Genomic DNA, 20,824 nt, shown 5'->3' on the forward strand with positions numbered 1-20,824 from the left:
GAATACATAATGCCAGTGATTAACTCAGGTGTAGATGCCGATACCCTAAATCTCGCAGATACCCATGAGGTATTTAATCAGTCGCTGGCCTTAGAAAATTACAATCTTTTCAGTAGCGATCTCGCTTTACAGCAAGCCCTTAAGGCGAATGGTGGCGTAGATGAAGCTGCGCTTAGCGCTTACGGCGAGCGCTGTGGTCGCGCTGATGTTATTCAGTGGGGCTTTGAGGCCAACGACAATAAACCCCAGCTTGATACTCACGATCGGTTCGGGCATCGCGTCGATTTAGTTCGGTTTCACCCGGCGTATCATCAGTTAATGAATATGGCGCTAAGTGCAGGAATTCACTCTGGACCTTGGCGGAAGGGCGCCAAACATGCTCACGTTCAGCGCGCGGCGCTAAGTTATATGCAATCGCAAACAGATGCCGGTCACGGCTGCCCCTTAACCATGACCTTCGCTTCGGTGCCGACGCTAAAATTGACGCCGAGTCTCGCCGATACATGGCTGCCTAAAATTCTAGAAAACGACTACCAGTCTGACAATATTCCCTATTTTGAAAAGCGCGCCGTAACCATTGGCATGGGCATGACCGAGAAGCAGGGCGGTTCTGATGTTCAGGCGAATACCACGAGTGCAACTCCGCTCAGCGGTCGTGGTAGCGGGGCTTTGTATGTGCTAAATGGTCATAAGTGGTTTTTGTCGGCGCCAATGTGCGATGCCTTTCTGATGTTGGCTAAAACAGAGAGGGGCTTGAGCTGTTTTCTAGTGCCGCGCTGGCGTGAAGACGGGCAGAAAAATGGCCTGTATTTGCAGCGACTCAAGAACAAAATGGGGAATGTCTCGAATGCCTCATCTGAGGTCGAATTGCGTCAAGCTCACGGCTGGATGGTTGGCGACGAAGGGCGTGGAGTTCCGGCTATTATTGAGATGGTTGCACTGACTCGCTTCGATTGCATGGTTGGCTCTAGCGCTGGTCAACGCCAAGCGGTGGTGCAGGCCGTACACCACGCGCGCAATCGCCAAGCGTTTGGCGCGCGATTGATTGATCAGCCGTTAATGAAGAATGTATTGGCCGATTTGCAGTTAGAAGTAGAGGGTTCCTTGGCGCTGACCATGCGCATGGCAAGGGCCTTAGACAATGCTGATGATCCCGCTGAGCAGCTATTAATGCGCTTAGGCACCGCAGTTGGCAAGTTTTGGATTTGTAAACGTACGCCAGGGCACGCTTACGAGGCGATGGAATGCTTGGGTGGCAATGGCGTCATTGAAAACTGCATTATGCCGCGGCTGTACCGCGAGGCGCCGATCAATGCCATTTGGGAAGGTTCGGGTAATATTCAGGCACTTGACGTACTGCGGGCCATTGCGAAAACGCCCGCGGTGCTTGAGCAGTGGTTTGCGGAGCTGGCCAGCTCGGCAGGCTTTTTCCCAGACTTGGATCGTGCCGTAGAGGCGTTGCAGGACGCGTTTAAAAAGTTGCGAGATCCAGCCTGTCAGGCGCGGCAATTAGTCGAGCAACTTGCGTTGACCATGCAAGCATCGCTATTAGTGCGCTACGCGCCGTCTGCCGTTGCAGAAGCCTTTATACGTTCGCGGTTGGCGGGGCGGCAGGCCATTTACGGCTGTCTTCCCGATGGCCTTGATCTAGGAGTGATACTCGAACGGGTGCTGCCGGAGCAATATTAAGTGGTACTGAACTCTTGAAAACCATCTAAAAGTCCCCATCTTTCAAATACTGTCCGTCTTAAGCGGCGGACATACTTAATTTAGTATTAAAAGGTGGAAATAATGTCAACAGCAGAAAAAGAAACTCTGGGTTTTCAAACTGAAGCCAAGCAAATGCTTCAGTTAATGATTCACTCAATGTATAGCAATAAAGAAATTTTTCTTCGCGAGCTGATTTCTAATGCGTCCGATGCCGCAGACAAGCTACGTTACGAAGCGCTTGCCGATGGCGCGCTCTACGAAAACGACCCCGATTTACGTATCCGTATCACCCTCGATAAAGACGCCAATACCCTGACCCTGAGCGACAACGGTATTGGTATGTCCCGCGAGGAAGTGATTAATAATTTGGGCACCATCGCCCGGTCCGGTACTGCCGAGTTTCTGAAAAATCTCAGCGGTGATGGCAAGAAGGATTCTCAGTTGATTGGCCAGTTCGGTGTTGGCTTCTACTCGGCCTTTATCGTTGCGGAGCGGGTTGAAGTGCTAACTCGCCGCGCCGGTTTAACTGCTGCAGACGCAGTGCGCTGGGAATCTACCGGTGAAGCTGATTTCTCTATTGAATCGTGTGAAAAAGCCGAGCGCGGAACCACCGTAATTCTGCATTTGCGCAAAGAAGATACTGAATTCACCGATGATTGGCGGGTGCGCTCAATTATCAAGAAATATTCAGACCACATCAGTATTCCCGTGCAAATGCTAGAAAATGTCCCTGCCGCTAAAGAAGGCGAAGAGCAGAAAGTGGCCGAGTTTGAAGCGGTAAACAGTGCCACTGCCTTGTGGACGCGTTCGCGTAGCGAGGTTACTGACGAAGAATACCAAGCCTTTTACAAGCATGTGAGTCACGATTTCAGCCCAGCCCTTCACTGGAGTCACAACAAGGTAGAAGGTAAGTTGGAATACACCAGCCTGCTGTATCTTCCCGGTCAAGCACCGATGGATCTGTGGAATCGCGACGCGGCGCGGGGTTTGAAACTCTATGTGCAGCGCACCTTTATCATGGACGACGCTGAGCAATTCCTGCCCTTATACCTGCGTTTCGTGAAAGGGGTTATCGACTCGAATGACCTGTCTTTGAACGTATCCCGCGAAATACTGCAGCAAGACCCAGCAGTTGATGCAATGAAAAGCGCTTTAACCAAGCGTGTGCTGGATATGCTAAGTAAACTCGCTAAGAGTGATGTCGAGAAATATCAGCAGTTCTGGAAAGCCTTCGGTCAGGTGATGAAAGAAGGCCCAGCTGAAGATTTCAGCAACAAAGAAAAAATCGCGAAGCTGCTGCGCTTTGCCACAACTCACGACAATAAAGCTGAGCAGACCCATTCGTTGGAAGACTATGTTGCGCGGATGAAAGAAGGTCAGACCAAAATTTACTATGTGGTTGGCGAAAGTCACAAAACTGCTACTAGTAGCCCTCATCTTGAAGTTTTCCGCAAAAAGGGAATTGAAGTTTTATTGCTGTCTGAACGTGTCGATGACTGGCTGATGAATCACCTTGCAGAGTTTGACGGCAAAGCTTTCTTGGATGTTGGTCGTGGCGACTTAGATCTGGGCGATCTTGAGAACGAAGAAGAGAAAAAGGCCCACGAAGAGTTGGCTGAGTCCCATAAAGACTTGGTAGAGCGCGTAAATGCGGTTTTGACTGACAAGGTTGAAACTGTGCGGGTGACCAGTCGTTTGACCGAATCGCCCGCTTGTTTGGTGGTTACTGAAGACGATATGGGCGCGCAAATGCGCAGAATGCTAGAGGCCGCAGGCCAAGCTCTGCCACCAAGCAAGCCCGTTTTTGAGTTAAATCCCGAGCATCCCTTGGTGCTTAAGCTCGATAAGGAAGCTGATGAAGATCGCTTTGCTGATCTAGTTGGTATTCTCTTTGATCAAGCCCACTTAGCCGAGGGCGCGCAGCTAGACGATCCGGCGAGCTATGTGCATAAACTGAATAAATTACTTTTAGAGTTGAGTGCATAATCAATAAAAAGGCGGCGAAAGCCGCCTTTTTTGTTTTAGTCTCTAGCAGCAGTGATAAACTCATAGCAAATAAAGAATGGGTGTGAACTATGGGTAATAAGCATAAGGTTGCCATTATTGGCGGCGGTAGTTTTGGTACTGCAATAGCAAATATCATGGCTGATAATGGTCATGATACCTGCCAGTGGATGAGAACCGCTGAGCGAGTGGATGAGGTAAATACCAAGCACAGCAATGAAGTTTATCTTCCTGGTATTCAATTAAATCCAGCCCTGCGCGCCAGCACTGATTTACGGGAAACCGTAGCCGGCTGTAACGCAGTGTTTTTCTCTATTCCCAGTAAATCCAGTCGTGAAGTTGCAAGGCAGCTTGCCGACTGCATTGCGCCAGGTACTATTTTGGTAAGTACCACTAAAGGTATCGAGTTCGAAACCAATAAATTGATGAGCGAAGTCTTAAAAGAAGAGTTGCCGCAGGTGCGTCTTGGTGTAATGAGTGGTCCCAATCTCGCTAAGGAGTTGGCGGCGCGGATGATTACCGGCACTGTTATTGCCAGTGAAGACGAAGGTGTCACGACGACGATTCAAGAGCTATTACAGTGCTCGTATTTTCGGGTGTACGCGGGCAGCGATATGTACGGTGTGGAATTGGCGGGTGCATTGAAAAATGTCTACGCAATTACTGCCGGTATGGCGGCGGCACTTGGTTGCGGCCACAATACTATCAGCATGCTGGTCACCCGCAGTCTGGCGGAGATGAGTCGCTATGCGGTGATAAAGGGTGCAGACCCGCTGACTTTTTTGGGCTTGGCAGGGGTAGGCGATTTATTTGTTACTTGTACCTCACCGCTGAGTCGCAATTATCGAGTGGGCTATGAGCTGGGGCAGGGCCGCGATCTCAATGAGGTGGTGGAAAGCTTAGGCCAGGTTGCAGAAGGGGTGAATACCCTCCGCTTGATGAAGGAGCAGTCTGAGCTTCTTGATATATATATGCCCTTGGTACATGGTCTCTACGATATTATTTACAATGGTCGCAAGGTCAGCGAGGTCATTGGTACCATGATGTGTGCGGAACAAAACCGCGATGTTGAGTTTACGCTGCAATAGCAGGGTAAGTAGTAATTAAAAATAGTGCGGAAATAGGCAAGGCTAAATAGGGGTTTATGGAGATTTTGCTCGTTCGTCACGGTGCCGCGTCGTGGGATACCAAAACTGACATTGAGCGGACCCTAACCGAAGTGGGTGAGACTGAGGTGAGTGCCGCTGCAGAGTGGTTGGCGACTACAGATTGGGCGCCGGACGAAATATGGGTGAGCCCCTATAAGCGTGCCGGCGAAACTGCGGCAATTTTAAACCGCAGCTGGCAGCTGCGCCTGCGCATAAAATCATCGCTGAGTCCAGATACTCCGCTATCTGAGCTTGAAACAATGCTAAGTACTTTTCGCGGTGAACGTTTGCTCCTAGTTGGGCATAACCCCTTGCTAAGTAATGCTATTAATCATTGGCATGGCAGTGAGGCCCAGAGTTATTGGGGGATGCAAACCGCCAGTATGGCTTTGTTGACGGCGGAGGTTTTTTCGCAAGGTTGCGCTACGTTGCAGTGGTTGCGTCATTACCCAAATTACAACCACAATGGCTGCTAAGTTTACGGTTGCTTGGCTCGGGGGCGTAATCAATGTCTGAATGTCAGGAACGCCGGTTTTTAGTTGACGGGCTAAATATCTGCGGCAAGCAGTGGCGCAGTGCGGGTATTCCAGCGATTGCACTGCACGGTTGGCTTGATAATGCTGCCAGCTTTGACGCCCTAGCGAGCGCGCTGCCGGAATTGCATTTACTCGCCTTAGACATGCCTGGTCACGGTTTAAGTGATCATAAGCCTGCGTCCGGAAACTACGCCATATGGGATGACTTGCGCTTTGTTTTGGCGGTTGCGGACCAAATGGGGTGGCCGCAATTTGTGCTACTTGGTCATTCGCGTGGAGCAATAATGGCTAGCTTGCTAGCTGGGGCTGCGCCAGCGCGAATATCGCATTTGATTTGCATCGATGGCCTATTACCAGAACCTCAAGACCCTACTGATTTTCCGGCTCAGCTCGGTAAATATTTGCATGACTTTGCGCAGCCTAGTCGCGGCGACACAGGCTATGCGAGTTTTGCTGAAGCGCTAGCTGCGCGCCACGGGGCAACACCGATGTCTGATGCAGCGGCCCGCCTTATTGTTGCGCGTGGCAGTTATCGCGATGCAGCGGGTCGCGTGTTTTGGCGCAGCGATCGCCGCGTTAAGCTGGCATCGCCAGTTAAATTGAGTTTGTTGCAGGTGCAGGCGACTATGGCCGCCATTACCGCGCCCAGTTTACTCATTGTTGCAGATCAAGGTTTTGGCCGCTGGCAGGCTAAATTGCCTGAAGGGCTAATGGCTAAGTTTGAAATTCATAGCATTGCCGGCGAGCACCACTGCCATATGGATGCGCAGGCGCTGGATATGGCGAGGTGGATACGCGAATTTATAAACCGGAGTGGTGTGGAGAGGCTTTGATACTTCGCTATCTTGAACTCGTAGCCTAATGTTATTGACCGGCCAGATACAAAAAAGCCCCTAAATATAGGGGCTTTTTTGTATCTGGCTCACTAATAATTAACTCGGGCGGTTAATCAGCGCCAAAAATTCCGTGCGAGTCGCGTTATTCTCTTTAAACACGCCGAGCATCGCGCTGGTGCGCATAACAGAATTTTGCTTTTCCACGCCGCGCATCATCATGCACATATGGCGGGCTTCGATAATAACGCCAACGCCTTCGGAACCGGTCACTTCCATGATCGTTTTTGCGATCTGGGTGGTGAGGCCTTCCTGAATCTGCAGGCGGCGGGCATATAAATCCACAATGCGCGCTACTTTCGAAAGACCAAGTACTTTGCCGCTGGGAATATAAGCTACGTGGCATTTGCCAATAAAGGGCAGTAAATGGTGTTCGCACAGCGAGTACAGCTCGATGTCGGATACGACTACCATTTCGTTACAATCAGAGTCGAATAGGGCGTCGTTCACAACGTCTTTTACGTTGCGGCGATAGCCTTCGGTCAAAAATTCAAAGGCTTTGGCTGCTCGAGCGGGAGTGTCGAGCAAGCCGTCTCGAGTGGGATCTTCACCAATCTTTTTTATGATATCTGCAAACGCTTTTTCCACAGGACTTCCTTAGCGCGTTGTCGGGGGGCGAATAGTAACAAACAGACCATCAGCTGCCAAACACTGTTATGCCGCGTATTAGCCGAAGGGCAGGATTATTCCCGCGAGGCAGTGTAAAATCGCCTTTTTGTATACAGGAAGGGCTCCGTGAGCAACAGTAGTGAGATCAGTAGTGAGCTCCATACTCTTCGCGATTATTTGCGCTGGGGCATCAGTGAGTTTGGTCGGGCGGGGCTGTTTTTTGGTCATGGCACTGATAATGCGTTCGATGAGGCGCGGGTGCTGGTCTTGCACGGACTAAATTTGCCCCTTGATATTGATGCAAGCTTACTCGATGCCCGCTTAACCATGATAGAGCGAGAGGGGGTGGTGGCGCTCATCAAGCGCCGAGTAGAGGAGCGTCTGCCGGCTGCATATCTCACTCATGAAGCATGGTTTGCTGGCTTATCATTTTATGTGGATGAGCGGGTGTTAGTGCCGCGCTCGCCGATAGCTGAGCTCATCGCTCAAGATTTTGAGCCGTGGCTGGGGGGCGAGTATCCGCAGCGTATCCTTGATTTATGCGCTGGTAGCGGTTGCATCGGGATTGCCTGTGCTTATCAATATGAAGATGCCAGCGTAGATTTGGTGGATATTTCCCGCGACGCCTTGGATGTTGCCGATATTAATATTGCGCGCCACGAGTTGAGTGATCGCGTGCGCACAGTTAAGTCAGATGTATTTGGAGCCCTGCATGGCCAGAAATACGATTTGATTGTGAGCAACCCGCCGTACGTAGATGCAGGAGACCTTGCGGCCATGCCGGCGGAGTATCGGCGCGAGCCAGCCCTAGGCTTGGCCTCCGGCCCCGACGGCTTAGATATTACTCGCCGAATTCTGCGTGAGGCTGCCGACTATCTAAGCGACGACGGGGTGTTGGTTGTTGAAGTAGGCAATAGCTGTCTTGCTTTAGATGCGGCGTTTCCTATGGTGCCGTTTATGTGGCTGGAGTTTGAACACGGCGGTCATGGCGTGTTCGTGATGAGTCGCAAACAATTACTTGAAAATGCGGCGAGTTTTGCGTGAGGCTCTGACCTTGTCAGCGCTTTACCGTATAATTCCTTATTAATGAATTTGGCCCCCGCGAAAGTTGCAGGGTAGGCCGCAAATAAACAATTTTGGGATAATCAATGTCTGGTAATAGCATCGGTAAATTATTCTCTGTCACCACCTTTGGTGAGAGCCACGGCTTGGCGCTGGGCGCCATAATTGATGGCTGCCCTCCAGGGCTGGAGCTCAGTGAAGCCGATTTGCAGCTTGACCTTGATCGTCGTAAGCCGGGCACCTCACGTTACACAACTCAGCGTCGTGAAGACGATGTGGTTAAAATTCTATCTGGGGTGTTTGAAGGTAAAACCACCGGCACCTCGATTGGTCTTTTAATTGAAAATACCGATCAGCGCTCCAAAGATTACGGCAAAATCAAAGACCGTTTCCGGCCAATGCACGCCGACTACACCTATCAGCAAAAATACGGTAGCCGTGATTACCGCGGTGGCGGTCGCTCGTCGGCACGTGAAACTGCAATGCGGGTGGCGGCTGGTGCGATTGCCAAAAAATATTTGGCCAGCAATTGTGGTATAGAAGTGCGCGGCTATCTGTCGCAACTTGGTCCAATCGCAATTGATAGCGTGGATTGGAGTGTGGTTGAAACCAATCCTTTCTTTTGTCCTGATGCCGATAAAATTCCGCAGATGGAAGAGTATATGCAGAAACTCCGCAAGGCTGGCGATTCGGTGGGCGCAAAACTCACCGTGGTGGCGAGTGGTATGCCAGTGGGTTTGGGCGAGCCAGTATTCGATAGATTAGACGCTGATATCGCGCATGCGCTAATGGGTATAAACGCGGTGAAAGGGGTTGAGATTGGCGCTGGCTTTGACTGCGTGGACGCACTAGGTAGTGAACACCGCGACGAACTGACGCCTCAAGGGTTTACCTCGAATAATGCCGGCGGCATATTAGGTGGTATTTCCAGTGGCCAAGATTTAGTGGCTCATTTAGCCTTAAAGCCAACCTCCAGTATTTTAGTGCCTGGCCGAAGTGTTGATGTTGACGGCAATGCAGTGGAAGTAATTACGACTGGTCGCCACGACCCCTGTGTCGGAATTCGGGCGGTGCCGATTGCTGAAGCTATGGTGGCCATCATGTTAATGGACCATTTTTTGCGCAATCGCGGTCAAAATGGTGGCGTACAGTCTGGCACTCCAGTGATTCCAGCATTCGCCTCGTAAGACCGGCATGAGCGCAGCGCTGCCGTATTGGCGTTTGTCTGGTTTTTATTTCTTTTATTTTGCGCTGTTAGGCACATGGGTGCCTTACTGGTCGCTATATCTGAAATCCCTAGGTTTTAGCTCGGAAGAAATCGGCATTCTGTCGTCCCTCGTGATGGTCACCAAAATAGTGGCGCCCAGCTTATGGGGCTGGCTTGCCGATAATATTGGCTATCGCAGCCGGATTATCCGGCTGGGTGCCTTTATGGCGACCTTGGCCTTTGCCGGTGTGTATGTGCGCTCGGATTTTTGGTGGCTGGCGGGGGTTATTGTCAGTTACAGTTTTTTCTGGAACGCAGTGCTCGCGCAATTCGATGTGTTAACGCTATCGCATCTCAGTGGCCAGTATGGGCGTTATAGTCTGATTCGGGTGTGGGGATCAATTGGCTTTATCTGCGCGGTTTTTGCGGTTGGCTGGTGGCTGGATCACCACCCGATAGTGCATTTATTGTATCTCATCACCTTATTACTAAGCGGTATTTGGCTGGCGAGTTTGCTTGTAACTGAAAAACCGAATGGTCTGCGCCGCGATGCCCAGCGGCAATCCTTAAAAGGTATCTTGCGCCGCCCAGCAGTGATCGCTTTTTTTGCGGCGAGTTTTTTTCTGCAATTGTCCCACGGACCGTATTACACTTTTTTTAGCATCTATCTTGACGCCCAGGCTTATTCAAAAACCGCGATTGGGGGCTTGTGGTCTCTAGGCGTGATTGCCGAAGTGTTGCTGTTTTTGTTTATGCATCGGCTGCTGGCTCGCTACAGTTTGCGGGGTATTGTGCTGTGGAGCTTGGGGCTGTCTTGCCTGCGTTGGCTGCTAATTGCCTATTTTGTGCAGAATCCCGCTGTGTTGGTGTTTGCTCAATGTTTACATGCGGCCAGTTTTGGCAGCTATCATGCGGCGGGAATTGAGATAATTCGCCATTGGTTTACCGGCCATCACGGTCAGGGCATGGCTATGTACAGCGGTTTAAGCTTTGGTTTGGGCGGCGCCTGTGGTGCGGTGTTAAGTGGCTGGGCGTGGGATCTGAGTGCCCAGCTGTGTTTTACCGCGGCGGGGGTTGCGGCGGCAATTGCGTTTTTTGTGGCTTGGGTCTGGTTTGATCTAAAAACTGAAGCCGAGCCCGACACATAATCTGCTGGCTCCGTGGGCTGCGCTTTTGTAGACTCGCCGTAAGTGTTTTACATAGGTAGTTGTATGGCTCAGGAATCAGTTGTTTACGGTTGTATTACCGATATGTTGTTTGCTGGAAATATCGCCGATGTTGCCGACCGACGCGATAATAATCAGTTGGTGACGGCATTATTGCCGGCTGCCGAAGATTGGCCGCTCTTATGTCGTGAGATGTTTTCGGCGCCGCGGTCAGCATTTGAATTTGGCGACTGCCAGACCGACGTGATTCATTTTGGTAGTTCGTACAAAGCCATAGAACATGAGTGGGATGAGTGGTTGCGGCAGTTCGAAAAAATGCTGCATAAAATGTACTGGGTTAGCGCGACCGTGCATTTACAAACGGCTTACAATGGGAGTCATACCTTTGTTTGGCAGGCGGAAGGCGATTTCCATGCGCCGGGCCAAGGCGCTGGTAAGTTGCGCTGCGAGTGGGTGCGCGAAGATACATTGGGTTAAACGGGCGCTGGCACCCAGAATTTTTCATTTAGCAAAAGGTTTAGCGTGGATAACACTGTCATTCAAGATTATGTAAAAACCTTTAAGCGTTACCGCACGCCAGTGTTGGCGGTGTTGGCAACGTTGATGCTAGTGTCCTCCGCAGTGTGGACCTTTGATGTGCCTTGGCAGGATATTGCCAGCTATTTCTTACTCTGTGTGGTCGGTGTTGGTGTGGTTGCGCTGCTCTCGGCAGCGCTGGTTTTTGCCTTAAAGCGCTTGCGGGGCTAGTCCCGCAACTTAGCTTATAACAATGTCGACATCGAGTTGTTCTGCAATAGCGTCGAGGCTGTCTTCTAGTTCATCAAAATCGCAGCCTGCGGGCATTTCGGCGCTTACATTGGCTTCGAATAGCGCGTCGCCACTCATGGCGGCACTGGTGATGTTCGAACTCATTTCAACCACATTAATTTGCTGTTGTTTAAGCGCGCGGCTTACTTCACGAACAATGCCTGGTCGGTCATTGCCCAAAATATGTAGTTTACATAACTTGCCGCTTCCGCTCGCCGCGGGAGCGCTGGCGCCAGGCTGAATGTGAATAGTTAAACCTTCGATGTTGAGGCTAGACAAGGCATTGCTAAGTTCATCGAGCTCGGCCTCGGCAACGGCGACCCTAACAATGCCGGCAAATTGGCCGGCAAGCTGAGTCATGCGGCTCTCTAGCCAGTTACCTTGGTGGTCGGCAACAATGTCGGCAAGACGTTCTACAAGACCAGGGCGATCTTGACCAAGAAAAGTAAAAACCAAAGAGCTGTTCACGGCGTACCCTTATTCGGTAATGATGGTAGTGGTAGAGTATAGTCTGGGCTGAAATAGAGTGTAAGGGAGTAGAGGCATGAAGGTGATTGTCGATTTTTGTTTAACGCCTTTAGGAGCAGAGACTTCACTGACACCGTATATTGCCGAATGCCAAAAAATTATCGTCAGCTTGGGTTTGTCTCATCAATTGCATGCCTACGGCACCAATATTGAGGGTGAGTGGGAGGTGGTGATGGACGCGGTTAAACGCTGCCATATGCGAGTACATGAAATGGGCGCACCGCGAATATCCACCCAGCTTAAGATTGGCACGCGCAGTGATCGCGAACAAAGTATGGCTGATAAAGTCTCACATGTGCGGGACTATTTAGCGCAGTCTTAAAAGCGCAAGCAAACTCAATAAGGAACAGTTTATGAGAGTTAAAATATTGCCACGGGCTTTGCACAGCTCCTTACTGTTTGGTGTGCTTAGTTTGTTTTTAATTAGTGGGGTAAAAGCAGATGTGCCGAGTGCTGCGCCGAATTGGTCGGGTGTTGTTGATGCCAGCCATCGCAGCGACGAGAACAAAGCCCGAGATAAATTTCGTCACCCCGTAGAGACCTTGCTGTTTTTTGGAATTCAGCCCTGCGACACAGTGGTAGAGCTTTGGCCGGGGGCTGGTGGTTGGTATAGCGAAGTGCTGGCGCCATTGGTGCGTGACTGTGGCAAACTGTATGCTGCGCAATTTGCTGCCGATAGCGATGTGTCTTTCTACAAGAATGCGCGGCTTGCCTACGAGCAGAAATTGGCGGCTAGCCCCGCCGTTTACGATAAAGTTGCAGTAACGACTTTGCATGCCCCCGATTTTCTCGACATTGCGCCAGCGGCGAGTGCCGATAAGCTGCTAACTTTTCGCAATGTTCACAATTGGCTAAAAGCGGGTGTGGCCGATCAGGTGTTTGCGGCTGCATTTAAGGCCCTTAAGCCCGGCGGCATTTTCGGTGTGGTTGAACACCGCGCAGATGCCGATGCGACCATGGCAGAGATGGTGGAGAGCGGCTATGTGAGTGAGCAAACGGTGATTGCACTGGCCGAAGCGGCGGGTTTTTTACTGCTCGATAGTAGCGAGATAAATGCTAATGCCAAAGATGACCACCATCATCCCAAGGGCGTGTGGACCTTGCCGCCGAGCTTGCGGCTTGGTGATCGCGAGCGGGAAAAATATTTGGCGATTGGTGAAAGTGATCGAATGACGCTTAAATTTGGTAAACCTGTACATGAATGATACTGATTATGTTGAAATCCCGTGGCAAAAACTCAGTCCAGAGGCTTTGCAGGGCATGCTTGAAGAGTTAGTGAGTCGTGACGGCACTGACTACGGTGAGCAGGAGTTGAGCACCGAGACTAAAATAAGCCAATTGCGCAATGCCTTAGCGCAAAAGCGCGCGGCCATCGCCTTTTGTCCCGACAGCGAAAGTTGGACGGTAATATCGAAAACCTAAGGGCGTTGAATACTTGCAATTGCGGCGCTGACATCGACAATAGACGGCCTTAATAGCCCTAAAATTGGATAGACGAATGACAATAGCGGTAGATCACACCTTGGATACCTGCGGTTTATACTGCCCAGAGCCAGTGATGATGTTGCACAATAAAATTCGCGATATTGCCTCGGGTGACATTTTGGAGGTGATTGCTACTGATCCGGCTACTACCAGAGACATTCCTAAGTTCTGTCAGTTTCTTGGCCACAGCTTGCTGGGCCAAGAAGAGGGTGACAAGGTATACCGCTATTTTGTGCAAAAAGCCTGATTTGTATCTCACTATCGTGATTGTGTATCGCTACTGCAATAGCTGAGTTAACGCCCTTGTGGCGATCTCGCCCCCCGCCTTAATTTGATTTGCAATGTGGTACTGGAAAAAATAGCGAAACGTCGGATTTCTCTGCACCACAAACAGGCAGGGGTCACCGGCTAAGATAGGGAAGTGGGTGGCTTGGCTCATGTCAGCAACCATCGCTAGCATGTCGCCGTTGGAATCTAGTCGCCAGCTAATTACTGGTTGTAGTTCGAACTCCATGCTGTCGCCAAGCAGGGCGGCATGACTGCCAATTAAATCGGGAAACTCCTGAATAAAACGGCCTTCGCCGAGGGCGGGATAGTTACGCATGGCACTAAGTGCGGCAAGGTGATGTTCAGGTATTTCACTAAAGCGCCGCTCGCGGGCGGGGTCGTAGTAGCCCTGCGATTGCCCTGTATTAGCGTTGTCCAAGTCGATGCAGCGGGCGATGCCGGTTAGCCATGGCAGCAGTGCGACGTATTTACCGCTGGCTAGCTGTGCCCAAGCGAGTATTTTTACCGCATAGAGTTTGTCGCGACTGAGTGCGTGATGAGCGTAAAGCAGGCATAGTCCCTCATACTCGGGGGATATGCGGAGAATTCTATTTTGCTCAGCCGCACGGGGGCGCTGAGGAAATGGGATAATCTTCGCCGTGGAAGATTTGCCGAGGTTACGTGGAGCCATAATACATTCCTCACGTAGCGGGCGGTACATTTCGCTGCCGAGCTGAGGCATGTGGCTTGGGGCTTAAATCCACCCATTGCTACCATGCTCAATTGCAAAGTCGGTGCGCGAAAGTCCCTTTCTGTTAAAATTACTCCCTGTTTCTGATTTTGCCAAGTGCTTGTTGATGAGTTTTTGTTATTTTTCTTATGGTTCTAATATGAATTCGGCGCGGATGGAAGCGAGAGGGTTGGCTTTCACCCGTGCGGAAAGCGCCCGTTTGTGCGGCTATCGGCTCGTGTTTAATAAGCGTTCACACTGCACGGTTGGCGTTGCTTATGCGAACGTAGTGCATAGCAGTCAGTGTGCGGTAGAAGGCGTGTTGTATACCTTAGCCGACCCCAGTGCCCTAAACATTATGGACCGCTTTGAGGGCACACCGGTACGCTACAGCCGCGAATGCTTGGCTGTGCAAACCGCTGTTGGCGTAAAGAATGCTTGGATTTACCTCGCGAATCCGGCCTATGTTGAGGCTGGTTTGTTACCCGAAAGTGGTTATCTAGCGCATTTATTGGCGGGTGCAGAATTTCTGTCGGCTGAGTATATGGCGATGTTGCGAGCGCAAGAGTGCCGTCCGTCTGCCCAAATTCAAGGTTTAAATGGTCTGCTCCACAATGCGTGAGGCGCGGACTGTTGCAAAATCCCTTGGTCAACTTGCTAGCAGCGAGTTGATTTGCGAGGTGTTTGCCCGCTGTTTTGCACAAAGCCACCGCAGCCTGTTGGTCGCGGGCGGAGACGAACCTTTTTATCAGCCCGCGATTGTGTCCGATGACTACCATCAAATTGTGTTTCGGGCAGATTACGCGGCCAGTGCCCTTCATGAGGCGGCCCATTGGTGTATAGCAGGCGAAGCCCGTCGTCAGCTGCCAGATTACGGTTATTGGTATGAACCTGACGGTCGCGACGCGGCACGCCAAAGCGTCTTTGAATCAGTAGAAATCTGCCCTCAAGCCCTAGAGTGTTTGTTTAGTTATGCAGTGGGCCGTCGTTTTCGGGTTAGCATTGATAATCTCGGCGGTGTGGAGATTGATCCATTTCCTTTTCAATTAGCGGTTTGGCAGCAGTGTCAGCGTTATCTTCGCAACGGCCTACCGCCGCGAGGCGAGCTGTTTCGGCAAGCACTGGCGCAGGAGTTTGGCACGAGCGTCGCCCTTGAGTCTATCAATATTCCCTTAAATTATGTTGTAGATTAATGTTTAATATCAAATAGATAGACTATATATCTCGAATTAAAAACAGGATTAGAACGCATTGAAAATAGTGGTGGATGAAAATATTCCCGGTGCTAAGCAGTGTCTCGCTCAATTTGGTGAGGTAGTTCTGCGCAGTGGTCGGGAGATTTGCGCGGCAGATGTGCAGGGCGCGGATGCCTTAATTGTACGCTCTGTCACTAAGGTCAATCCCGCTTTGTTGGCGGGCTCGAGTGTGCGGTTTGTTGGCTCGACCACAATTGGCAGTGATCATCTCGATATTGATTATTTGCGTGGGCAGGGAATTCAATTTTGCACCGCGCCGGGCTCCAATGCCGAGTCGGTGGTGGATTATGTGCTCAGTGTGCTTTGCCGAGTTGATGGGGCGCTGGCGAGTTTACTGACTGGTGATCGGGTCGGAATTGTCGGCTACGGTAATGTCGGCAAGCGCTTGGGGCAGCGTTTAACTACTATTGGTATCGATTGGATTGCCTACGACCCCTTGCTGAACCCCGCAGACCATCCCAATTTGCGTTCGCTAGCCGAGGTCATCAACAGTGCGGTGCTGAGTTTGCATGCGCCCTTGACCGTGGCAGGGCCTTTTCCAAGTTTTCATATGCTGAATGCAGTGCAACTGCAGAGCTTGCCGGAAAATGCCCTGTTGTTAAATGCTGGGCGTGGCGAGGTGGTGGCGACAGAGGAATTGCATGCTCTGCTGGACAGTCGGCCGGATATTCGCTTGGCCTTGGATGTGTGGGAGGGCGAGCCCGACTTTCCCGCTGCCTTGGCTGAGCGCTGCGCGATTGCAACCCCGCATATTGCCGGTTATAGCGTCGATGGCAAAAAAACTGGATTACAGATGATTGCCGCCGAACTGGCGAACTTTTTGGATAAACCTTTAAAAGTAGGCGACGATAATGCTGTTGCTGAGTTGCTGGCAATTCACTGCCCGGGGGGCGACGCGTTTAGTTTAATTCCCGCGGCGGTGCTGGCGGTGTACGACGTGGCCGGTGATAGTCAGCGTTTTAAGGCGATTATTGCAGATGCTGAGCGCGGAAAACGCTTTGATTTACTGCGTAAACACTACCCGCCGCGCCGCGAATTAGCTTACAGCAATCTTGTTGCAGTTGAGCCTGAAATGGCTAGTTTGCTGCGCGCTGTGCAAGGCGGCAAATGAACTCTGCTGAGGTGCCTTGCAAGGCTTGCAGGCTATTTTCAATCATGGCGTCACTAATCGGTATTTCGCGACCATCTTGGTCGATGATGGCGCCGAGATAATTGTTTTGTTCAGTATTCCGCTGGAATTTTGCGCTGGTGTGTTGGCTCACCGTATTCTCCATTGCGTGTTGGCTGGCATGGCCTTGTAGTCTTGTTTGGTTAATTTGGCCACGATTTACAGCGCATGTACCTAGGTAATTTACGTAATAGTCTGGGATTGGTTTGGGTTTGAACAAATTACAGCTTCTATTAGTGGGCAGGCCTAAGCCTTAGCCTGAAAGGAATATCATGTTTAAGTTGGGCTTAATCGTAAACCCCATCGCTGGCGCTGGCGGTCCACTTGGTCTGAAGGGCAGTGATGACTTACGCAGCAGCGATGGTCGGTCGCAGGCGAGGGGCCTGCGCTGTTTGGCGCATCTGGCCAAGGCCGCGAGTGGACGCTTAGCGGTTTATGGCTTTAACGGCGCGATGTCGGCGCACAACAGTGGCAATGACGTTAATGATGCCGAATTGGCAGGTTTTCCCTTTGTGTCGGTTGGTCGGCCGCTGAGCGACGAGCAAACCACGCCAGCAGATACCCAAGCCGCTGCGCAGGCATTGCTAAGCGCAGGGGTGGATTTACTACTGTTTGTAGGCGGTGATGGCACCGCGCGGGATGTGTTTGCCGCTATTGGTGCAGCACTGCCCGCGTTGGGGGTTCCCGCAGGGGTGAAGATGCACTCTGGGGTCTATGCGGTTAGCCCCGAGAGTGCGGCAGATATTGTGTTGGCGCTATTGGATGGCGGCTTGGTCGATGTTGAGCTTGCCGAGGTGCGCGACATCGACGAGGTGGCTTTTCGGGAGGGAAAAGTGCGCTCCCAACACTTCGGTGAATTATTAGTGCCCCGCATTGGCGGCTTTTTACAGCACGTTAAGTCTGGGGGGCGTGAGGTTGAAGAGCTGGTGCTGGCCGATATTGCCGATGAACTCATCGCTGACATGGATGCCGAGACCCTCTACGTTGTTGGTCCAGGTAGTACGACCCAAGCGGTGATGATTCAGCTAGGCTTGGAAAATACCCTATTGGGTTTCGATCTGATCTGCGATCAGCAGTTAGTGGCGCGGGACCAGAGTGGCCAAGGTATTGCTGATGCTGTGGCGAGTCATAAGGGCCCTGTAAAGGTGTTGATAACGGCGATTGGCGGGCAGGGGCATATATTGGGGAGGGGTAATCAACAACTTGGCCCAGAGCTGATTCGCAGGATTGGCCGGGATAATTTTATTGTGATTGCAACTAAAACAAAAATTCGTGAGTTGGCGGGGCGGCCCCTGTTGGTCGACAGTAATGATTTGGTCTTGGATAAAGAGTGGGAAGGGTATATTCGAGTGGTAACAGGGTATCGGGATGCGATTATGTATCGAGTGAGTGCGTCTGGTGAGTGATTTTGCACGCTTTGTGGCGTTAAGTGATTTTGCCTCCTGGCCGGAAAAAATGGCGGGTAGCTCTGCTGCCCAGCGCCTTTTCCATGGTCGTGGTCAGTGCTTTGCTGGATTTGAATATTTTACGGTTGACTACTTCGCGCCGGTTTTGTGGCTGGTCTTATACCGCGCGCCGGAGCCTGAATTTTGGGCGCAGTTCTGCACGGAGCTAAAGCTCTGTTGTGAGGGAAGTAGTGGCGCGGCTGTTATTCAGAGTCGGTATCAAGATTCGCCTGCAACTTATTGTTTGTGGGGAAGTATACCGATTAATTTTACTGCCAAAGAAGGGGCGGCAGAATACTTGCTTGATCTCGGCGCAAAGCAGAATATTGGCTATTTTATGGACATGCAGCCGGCGCGGCAGTGGTTGGCTGAGCGGGCCGGGGGCAAGCGAATTTTAAATTTATTTGCATATACCTGCGCCTTCTCGGTGGCGGCAGAATTGGCCGGCGCAGCGCGCCTAGTGAACGTGGATATGAGTAAAGGCGCTCTGCAGGTTGGTCGTGAAAATCACCGCCGCAATGGCGCGCGGCTAACAACGAGCGGAGAGGCGGCGGAGCTTAAATTTTTGAGCCACGATATTCTCAAGTCCTGGGGGCGTTTGCGTAAATTAGGACCCTACGACGTGGTTGTTTGTGATCCGCCCTCGCTGCAGAGAGGCAGTTTTGATGCGGTTAAGGATTATCCTAAATTGGCGAGGCGCTTTAGTGAGCTAATGCCCTTAGGTGGGGACGTGTTGGCTTGTTTAAATGCGCCGTATTTAGACGAGCAGTTTTTGCGTGAGACCGTTGAGCGTCACTGCGCTGAGGCGGTGTTTGTCGAGCGCTTAGCGGGTCGGCGAGATTTTCCGGAGCAGAGTGCAGATCGGGCCCTGAAGGTTTTGCATTTTCAGATCAAGCCGCGCGAAGCTGACTTGATCTGAGTGGGCATAAGCCGGTAAATCGGCTATTTCAAGGCCTTGAGCTGCTTGCGGTAGCCAGCGAGAAAGTGGGCAAAGCGCTCAATGGCATCGGCCAAATCAAGCTTATTGGGCAGGAATACAATCCGCAAATGGTCGGGCTGTGGCCAATTAAAGCCAGAGCCCTGCACTAGTAGAATGCGCTCTTGGTTTAATAAGTCTAAAACCAGCTTCTCGTCGTCTAGAACGGGGTATACCTCGGGATCCAGTTTGGGGAACATATAAATGGCCCCAGCCGGCTTGGTGCAGCTCACCCCAGGTATTTCATTGAGCATCTTGTGGGCTAAATCACGCTGCTCGAGCAGGCGGCCGCCGGGCAGGATAAGTTCATTGATGCTCTGATAGCCGCCAAGTGCCGTTTGGATGGCGTGCTGAGCGGGCACATTGGCGCATAGCCGCATCGACGACAATATATTTAGGCCTTCAATGTAATCGCTAGCGCGGTCTTTGGCGCCAGACACAATTAGCCAGCCGCTGCGGAAGCCAGCAAGACGATAGGCTTTTGACAGGCCGTTAAAGGTCAGGCACAAAATGTCGGCCTTTAAGCTGCCAATCGGAATGTGCACGGCATCGTCATAAAGAATTTTGCTGTAAATTTCGTCGGCAAACACCACAAGATTGTGCTCTTCGGCAATCGCGACCAACTGCTCCAACATTTCACGGCTGTATACGGCGCCAGTCGGGTTGTTGGGATTGATAATAACAATCGCCTTGGTATTGGCGGTGATCTTGCTGATAATGTCGTCTATTGACGGCTGCCAGCCATTATCTTCTTCGCATAGGTAATGTACTGGCGTGGCGCCAGACAGAGACACCACGGCGGTCCATAGCGGGTAGTCGGGGGCAGGTATAAGAACCTCGTCACCTTGGTTTAGTAAGGCCTGAGTGGCCATGCTAATTAATTCGCTGGCGCCATTGCCCAAATAGATGTCGCCAACTTCAACGCCAGGTATGCCGATTTTTTGGCACTCTTGCATAACCGCTTTGCGGGCGCTGTATAGGCCTTTGGAGTCGCTGTAGCCTTCGCTGTCGGGCAGCATGCGGATGACATCTTGAATGATCTCATCAGGGGCGTTAAAACCGAAGGGGGCGGGGTTGCCGATATTCAGCTTGAGTATGCGGTAGCCTTCTTCTTCAAGCTCATTGGCGCGCTGCAGCACTGGGCCACGGATTTCGTAGCAAACATTGCTCAGTTTTTTTGACTTGTAATAGGGGCCCATGTTCTGCCTTCTTAATCCGTAGTAAGTTCAGAGTGTTAGTCTGTAGTGGCTTGGCTGACTGATCAGCTGCGCTGGTAGTGGGTAAATCGGGGTGCTAAATTTGTGTGAGCGGCATCGCTATTGTCTTAGTATGCCCTGCGCCAAGAATTACTTGGTGTGATTATACGGCGTTGATGGCCCCAAGGTGGAGAGCTTTTCGTGGAAAAAATAGTGAAATCTGAGAGTGAATGGCGGGAACTTCTCTCTGAAGAGGAGTTTCAGGTGTGTCGCCAAAAGGGGACTGAGCGCGCATTTACTGGTGAGTATAACGCTGAAAAGGCCGATGGCATTTACCGCTGCCGCTGCTGTGGGCAGCCCTTGTTTAGCTCGGAGACAAAATATGACTCCGGCTCGGGATGGCCGAGCTTTTATCAACCCAGCGAAGAAGAGGTTGTTGCTATAAATAGAGATGTGAGTCATGGCATGGTTAGGGAGGAGGTGGTATGTGCTCGCTGTGAGGCACATTTAGGCCATGTTTTTCCAGACGGCCCTGCGCCGACCGGTTTGCGCTATTGTATTAATTCGCTGTCGCTTAAGCTCGACACCGATGGTGATGAGTAATTACTAGCCAGATTGTTTATTAAACAAA

25 protein-coding genes are annotated in these 20,824 nt (G+C 51.3%); 20 read left to right on the forward strand and 5 right to left on the reverse strand.

All coding sequences use genetic code 11. From position 1 onward, the window contains the following. The first annotated feature begins 9 nt into the window (after nucleotides 1–9). From AB4876_RS17795 to AB4876_RS17815, 5 genes are all read left to right on the forward strand, one after another. A complete protein-coding gene (locus tag AB4876_RS17795) occupies nucleotides 10–1,689 on the forward strand; it encodes an acyl-CoA dehydrogenase family protein (RefSeq protein WP_368383079.1) in 1,680 nt (559 codons plus the stop codon). Between the two features lie 102 nt (nucleotides 1,690–1,791). Beyond that, nucleotides 1,792–3,696, forward strand: a complete 1,905-nt coding sequence (htpG, locus tag AB4876_RS17800) for a molecular chaperone HtpG (RefSeq protein ID WP_368383080.1) — start codon at nucleotides 1,792–1,794, stop codon at nucleotides 3,694–3,696. Between the two features lie 89 nt (nucleotides 3,697–3,785). Next, nucleotides 3,786–4,802, forward strand: coding sequence for an NAD(P)H-dependent glycerol-3-phosphate dehydrogenase (locus tag AB4876_RS17805; RefSeq protein ID WP_368383081.1), 1,017 nt, complete (start codon nucleotides 3,786–3,788; stop codon nucleotides 4,800–4,802). A gap of 56 nt (nucleotides 4,803–4,858) precedes the next feature. After that, nucleotides 4,859–5,338, forward strand: a complete 480-nt coding sequence (locus AB4876_RS17810; RefSeq protein ID WP_368383082.1) for a SixA phosphatase family protein — start codon at nucleotides 4,859–4,861, stop codon at nucleotides 5,336–5,338. A 32-nt stretch (nucleotides 5,339–5,370) separates the two neighbouring features. Continuing rightward, entirely contained in the window at nucleotides 5,371–6,231 is an 861-nt protein-coding gene (locus tag AB4876_RS17815; RefSeq protein ID WP_368383083.1) for an alpha/beta fold hydrolase, read from the forward strand. A 99-nt stretch (nucleotides 6,232–6,330) separates the two neighbouring features. On the opposite strand, the gene folE is transcribed toward AB4876_RS17815, so the two are convergent. Beyond that, the gene (folE, locus tag AB4876_RS17820) at nucleotides 6,331–6,879 is read right to left on the reverse strand and encodes a GTP cyclohydrolase I FolE (RefSeq protein ID WP_368383084.1); all 549 of its coding nucleotides are present in this window, start codon (nucleotides 6,877–6,879) and stop codon (nucleotides 6,331–6,333) included. Between the two features lie 147 nt (nucleotides 6,880–7,026). On the opposite strand from folE, the gene prmB reads away from it, so the two are divergent. From prmB to AB4876_RS17845, 5 genes are all read left to right on the forward strand, one after another. Next, entirely contained in the window at nucleotides 7,027–7,944 is a 918-nt protein-coding gene (prmB, locus tag AB4876_RS17825; protein WP_368383085.1) for a 50S ribosomal protein L3 N(5)-glutamine methyltransferase, read from the forward strand. 104 nt (nucleotides 7,945–8,048) lie between these two features. After that, the gene (gene aroC, locus AB4876_RS17830; RefSeq protein ID WP_368383086.1) at nucleotides 8,049–9,149 is read left to right on the forward strand and encodes a chorismate synthase; all 1,101 of its coding nucleotides are present in this window, start codon (nucleotides 8,049–8,051) and stop codon (nucleotides 9,147–9,149) included. Between the two features lie 7 nt (nucleotides 9,150–9,156). Next, nucleotides 9,157–10,317: an MFS transporter gene (locus AB4876_RS17835; RefSeq protein WP_368383087.1), complete on the forward strand. Its 1,161-nt coding sequence runs from the start codon at nucleotides 9,157–9,159 to the stop codon at nucleotides 10,315–10,317. 63 nt (nucleotides 10,318–10,380) lie between these two features. Continuing rightward, nucleotides 10,381–10,812 carry a hypothetical protein gene (locus AB4876_RS17840; protein WP_368383088.1) on the forward strand — a complete coding sequence of 144 codons (432 nt, stop codon included), beginning with the start codon at nucleotides 10,381–10,383 and terminating at the stop codon, nucleotides 10,810–10,812. A 45-nt stretch (nucleotides 10,813–10,857) separates the two neighbouring features. Then, entirely contained in the window at nucleotides 10,858–11,082 is a 225-nt protein-coding gene (locus AB4876_RS17845; protein WP_368383089.1) for a hypothetical protein, read from the forward strand. Between the two features lie 9 nt (nucleotides 11,083–11,091). On the opposite strand, the gene AB4876_RS17850 is transcribed toward AB4876_RS17845, so the two are convergent. Beyond that, nucleotides 11,092–11,610, reverse strand: a complete 519-nt coding sequence (locus tag AB4876_RS17850; protein WP_368383090.1) for a glycine cleavage system transcriptional repressor — start codon at nucleotides 11,608–11,610, stop codon at nucleotides 11,092–11,094. A gap of 76 nt (nucleotides 11,611–11,686) precedes the next feature. Between AB4876_RS17850 and AB4876_RS17855 the strand changes: the two genes are divergently transcribed. The 4 genes from AB4876_RS17855 (at nucleotide 11,687) to tusA (ending at nucleotide 13,402) form a co-directional block, all read left to right on the forward strand. Next, on the forward strand, nucleotides 11,687–11,992 hold the full coding sequence (locus AB4876_RS17855) for an MTH1187 family thiamine-binding protein (RefSeq protein ID WP_368383091.1): 306 nt from the start codon (nucleotides 11,687–11,689) through the stop codon (nucleotides 11,990–11,992). Between the two features lie 31 nt (nucleotides 11,993–12,023). Continuing rightward, nucleotides 12,024–12,875 (forward strand): class I SAM-dependent methyltransferase, encoded by an 852-nt coding sequence (locus AB4876_RS17860; protein ID WP_368383092.1) that lies wholly within the window; start codon nucleotides 12,024–12,026, stop codon nucleotides 12,873–12,875. Continuing rightward, a complete protein-coding gene (locus AB4876_RS17865) occupies nucleotides 12,868–13,092 on the forward strand; it encodes a YheU family protein (RefSeq protein ID WP_301027392.1) in 225 nt (74 codons plus the stop codon). Before AB4876_RS17860 ends, AB4876_RS17865 begins: the two co-directional genes overlap by 8 nt. A gap of 76 nt (nucleotides 13,093–13,168) precedes the next feature. Further along, nucleotides 13,169–13,402, forward strand: a complete 234-nt coding sequence (gene tusA, locus AB4876_RS17870) for a sulfurtransferase TusA (protein WP_368383093.1) — start codon at nucleotides 13,169–13,171, stop codon at nucleotides 13,400–13,402. 30 nt (nucleotides 13,403–13,432) lie between these two features. On the opposite strand, the gene AB4876_RS17875 is transcribed toward tusA, so the two are convergent. After that, nucleotides 13,433–14,113 carry a hypothetical protein gene (locus AB4876_RS17875; RefSeq protein ID WP_368383094.1) on the reverse strand — a complete coding sequence of 227 codons (681 nt, stop codon included), beginning with the start codon at nucleotides 14,111–14,113 and terminating at the stop codon, nucleotides 13,433–13,435. 166 nt (nucleotides 14,114–14,279) lie between these two features. Here AB4876_RS17875 and AB4876_RS17880 point away from each other — a divergent pair, with 166 nt between their 5' ends. The 3 genes from AB4876_RS17880 (at nucleotide 14,280) to AB4876_RS17890 (ending at nucleotide 16,519) form a co-directional block, all read left to right on the forward strand. Next, on the forward strand, nucleotides 14,280–14,774 hold the full coding sequence (locus AB4876_RS17880; RefSeq protein WP_301027395.1) for a gamma-glutamylcyclotransferase family protein: 495 nt from the start codon (nucleotides 14,280–14,282) through the stop codon (nucleotides 14,772–14,774). Then, nucleotides 14,767–15,345, forward strand: a complete 579-nt coding sequence (locus AB4876_RS17885; RefSeq protein ID WP_368383095.1) for an elongation factor P hydroxylase — start codon at nucleotides 14,767–14,769, stop codon at nucleotides 15,343–15,345. Before AB4876_RS17880 ends, AB4876_RS17885 begins: the two co-directional genes overlap by 8 nt. A gap of 67 nt (nucleotides 15,346–15,412) precedes the next feature. Then, nucleotides 15,413–16,519, forward strand: a complete 1,107-nt coding sequence (locus AB4876_RS17890; protein ID WP_368383121.1) for a 4-phosphoerythronate dehydrogenase — start codon at nucleotides 15,413–15,415, stop codon at nucleotides 16,517–16,519. Here the strand turns inward: AB4876_RS17890 and AB4876_RS17895 are convergent. Then, the gene (locus tag AB4876_RS17895) at nucleotides 16,485–16,670 is read right to left on the reverse strand and encodes a PA1571 family protein (protein WP_368383096.1); all 186 of its coding nucleotides are present in this window, start codon (nucleotides 16,668–16,670) and stop codon (nucleotides 16,485–16,487) included. The genes AB4876_RS17890 and AB4876_RS17895 overlap by 35 nt on opposite strands. A 178-nt stretch (nucleotides 16,671–16,848) precedes the next feature. Here AB4876_RS17895 and AB4876_RS17900 point away from each other — a divergent pair, with 178 nt between their 5' ends. Continuing rightward, nucleotides 16,849–17,982, forward strand: a complete 1,134-nt coding sequence (locus AB4876_RS17900; protein ID WP_368383097.1) for an ATP-NAD kinase family protein — start codon at nucleotides 16,849–16,851, stop codon at nucleotides 17,980–17,982. Then, a complete protein-coding gene (locus AB4876_RS17905) occupies nucleotides 17,975–18,940 on the forward strand; it encodes a class I SAM-dependent methyltransferase (RefSeq protein WP_368383098.1) in 966 nt (321 codons plus the stop codon). Before AB4876_RS17900 ends, AB4876_RS17905 begins: the two co-directional genes overlap by 8 nt. 23 nt (nucleotides 18,941–18,963) lie before the next feature. Here AB4876_RS17905 and AB4876_RS17910 read toward each other — a convergent pair whose 3' ends face one another. Continuing rightward, nucleotides 18,964–20,196, reverse strand: a complete 1,233-nt coding sequence (locus AB4876_RS17910; RefSeq protein ID WP_368383099.1) for a pyridoxal phosphate-dependent aminotransferase — start codon at nucleotides 20,194–20,196, stop codon at nucleotides 18,964–18,966. A 198-nt stretch (nucleotides 20,197–20,394) separates the two neighbouring features. On the opposite strand from AB4876_RS17910, the gene msrB reads away from it, so the two are divergent. Continuing rightward, nucleotides 20,395–20,796, forward strand: a complete 402-nt coding sequence (msrB, locus tag AB4876_RS17915) for a peptide-methionine (R)-S-oxide reductase MsrB (protein WP_368383100.1) — start codon at nucleotides 20,395–20,397, stop codon at nucleotides 20,794–20,796. Nucleotides 20,797–20,824 lie beyond the last annotated feature (28 nt).

The organism is Zhongshania guokunii (genome assembly GCF_040892635.1).
GTDB lineage: Bacteria > Pseudomonadota > Gammaproteobacteria > Pseudomonadales > Spongiibacteraceae > Spongiibacter > Spongiibacter guokunii.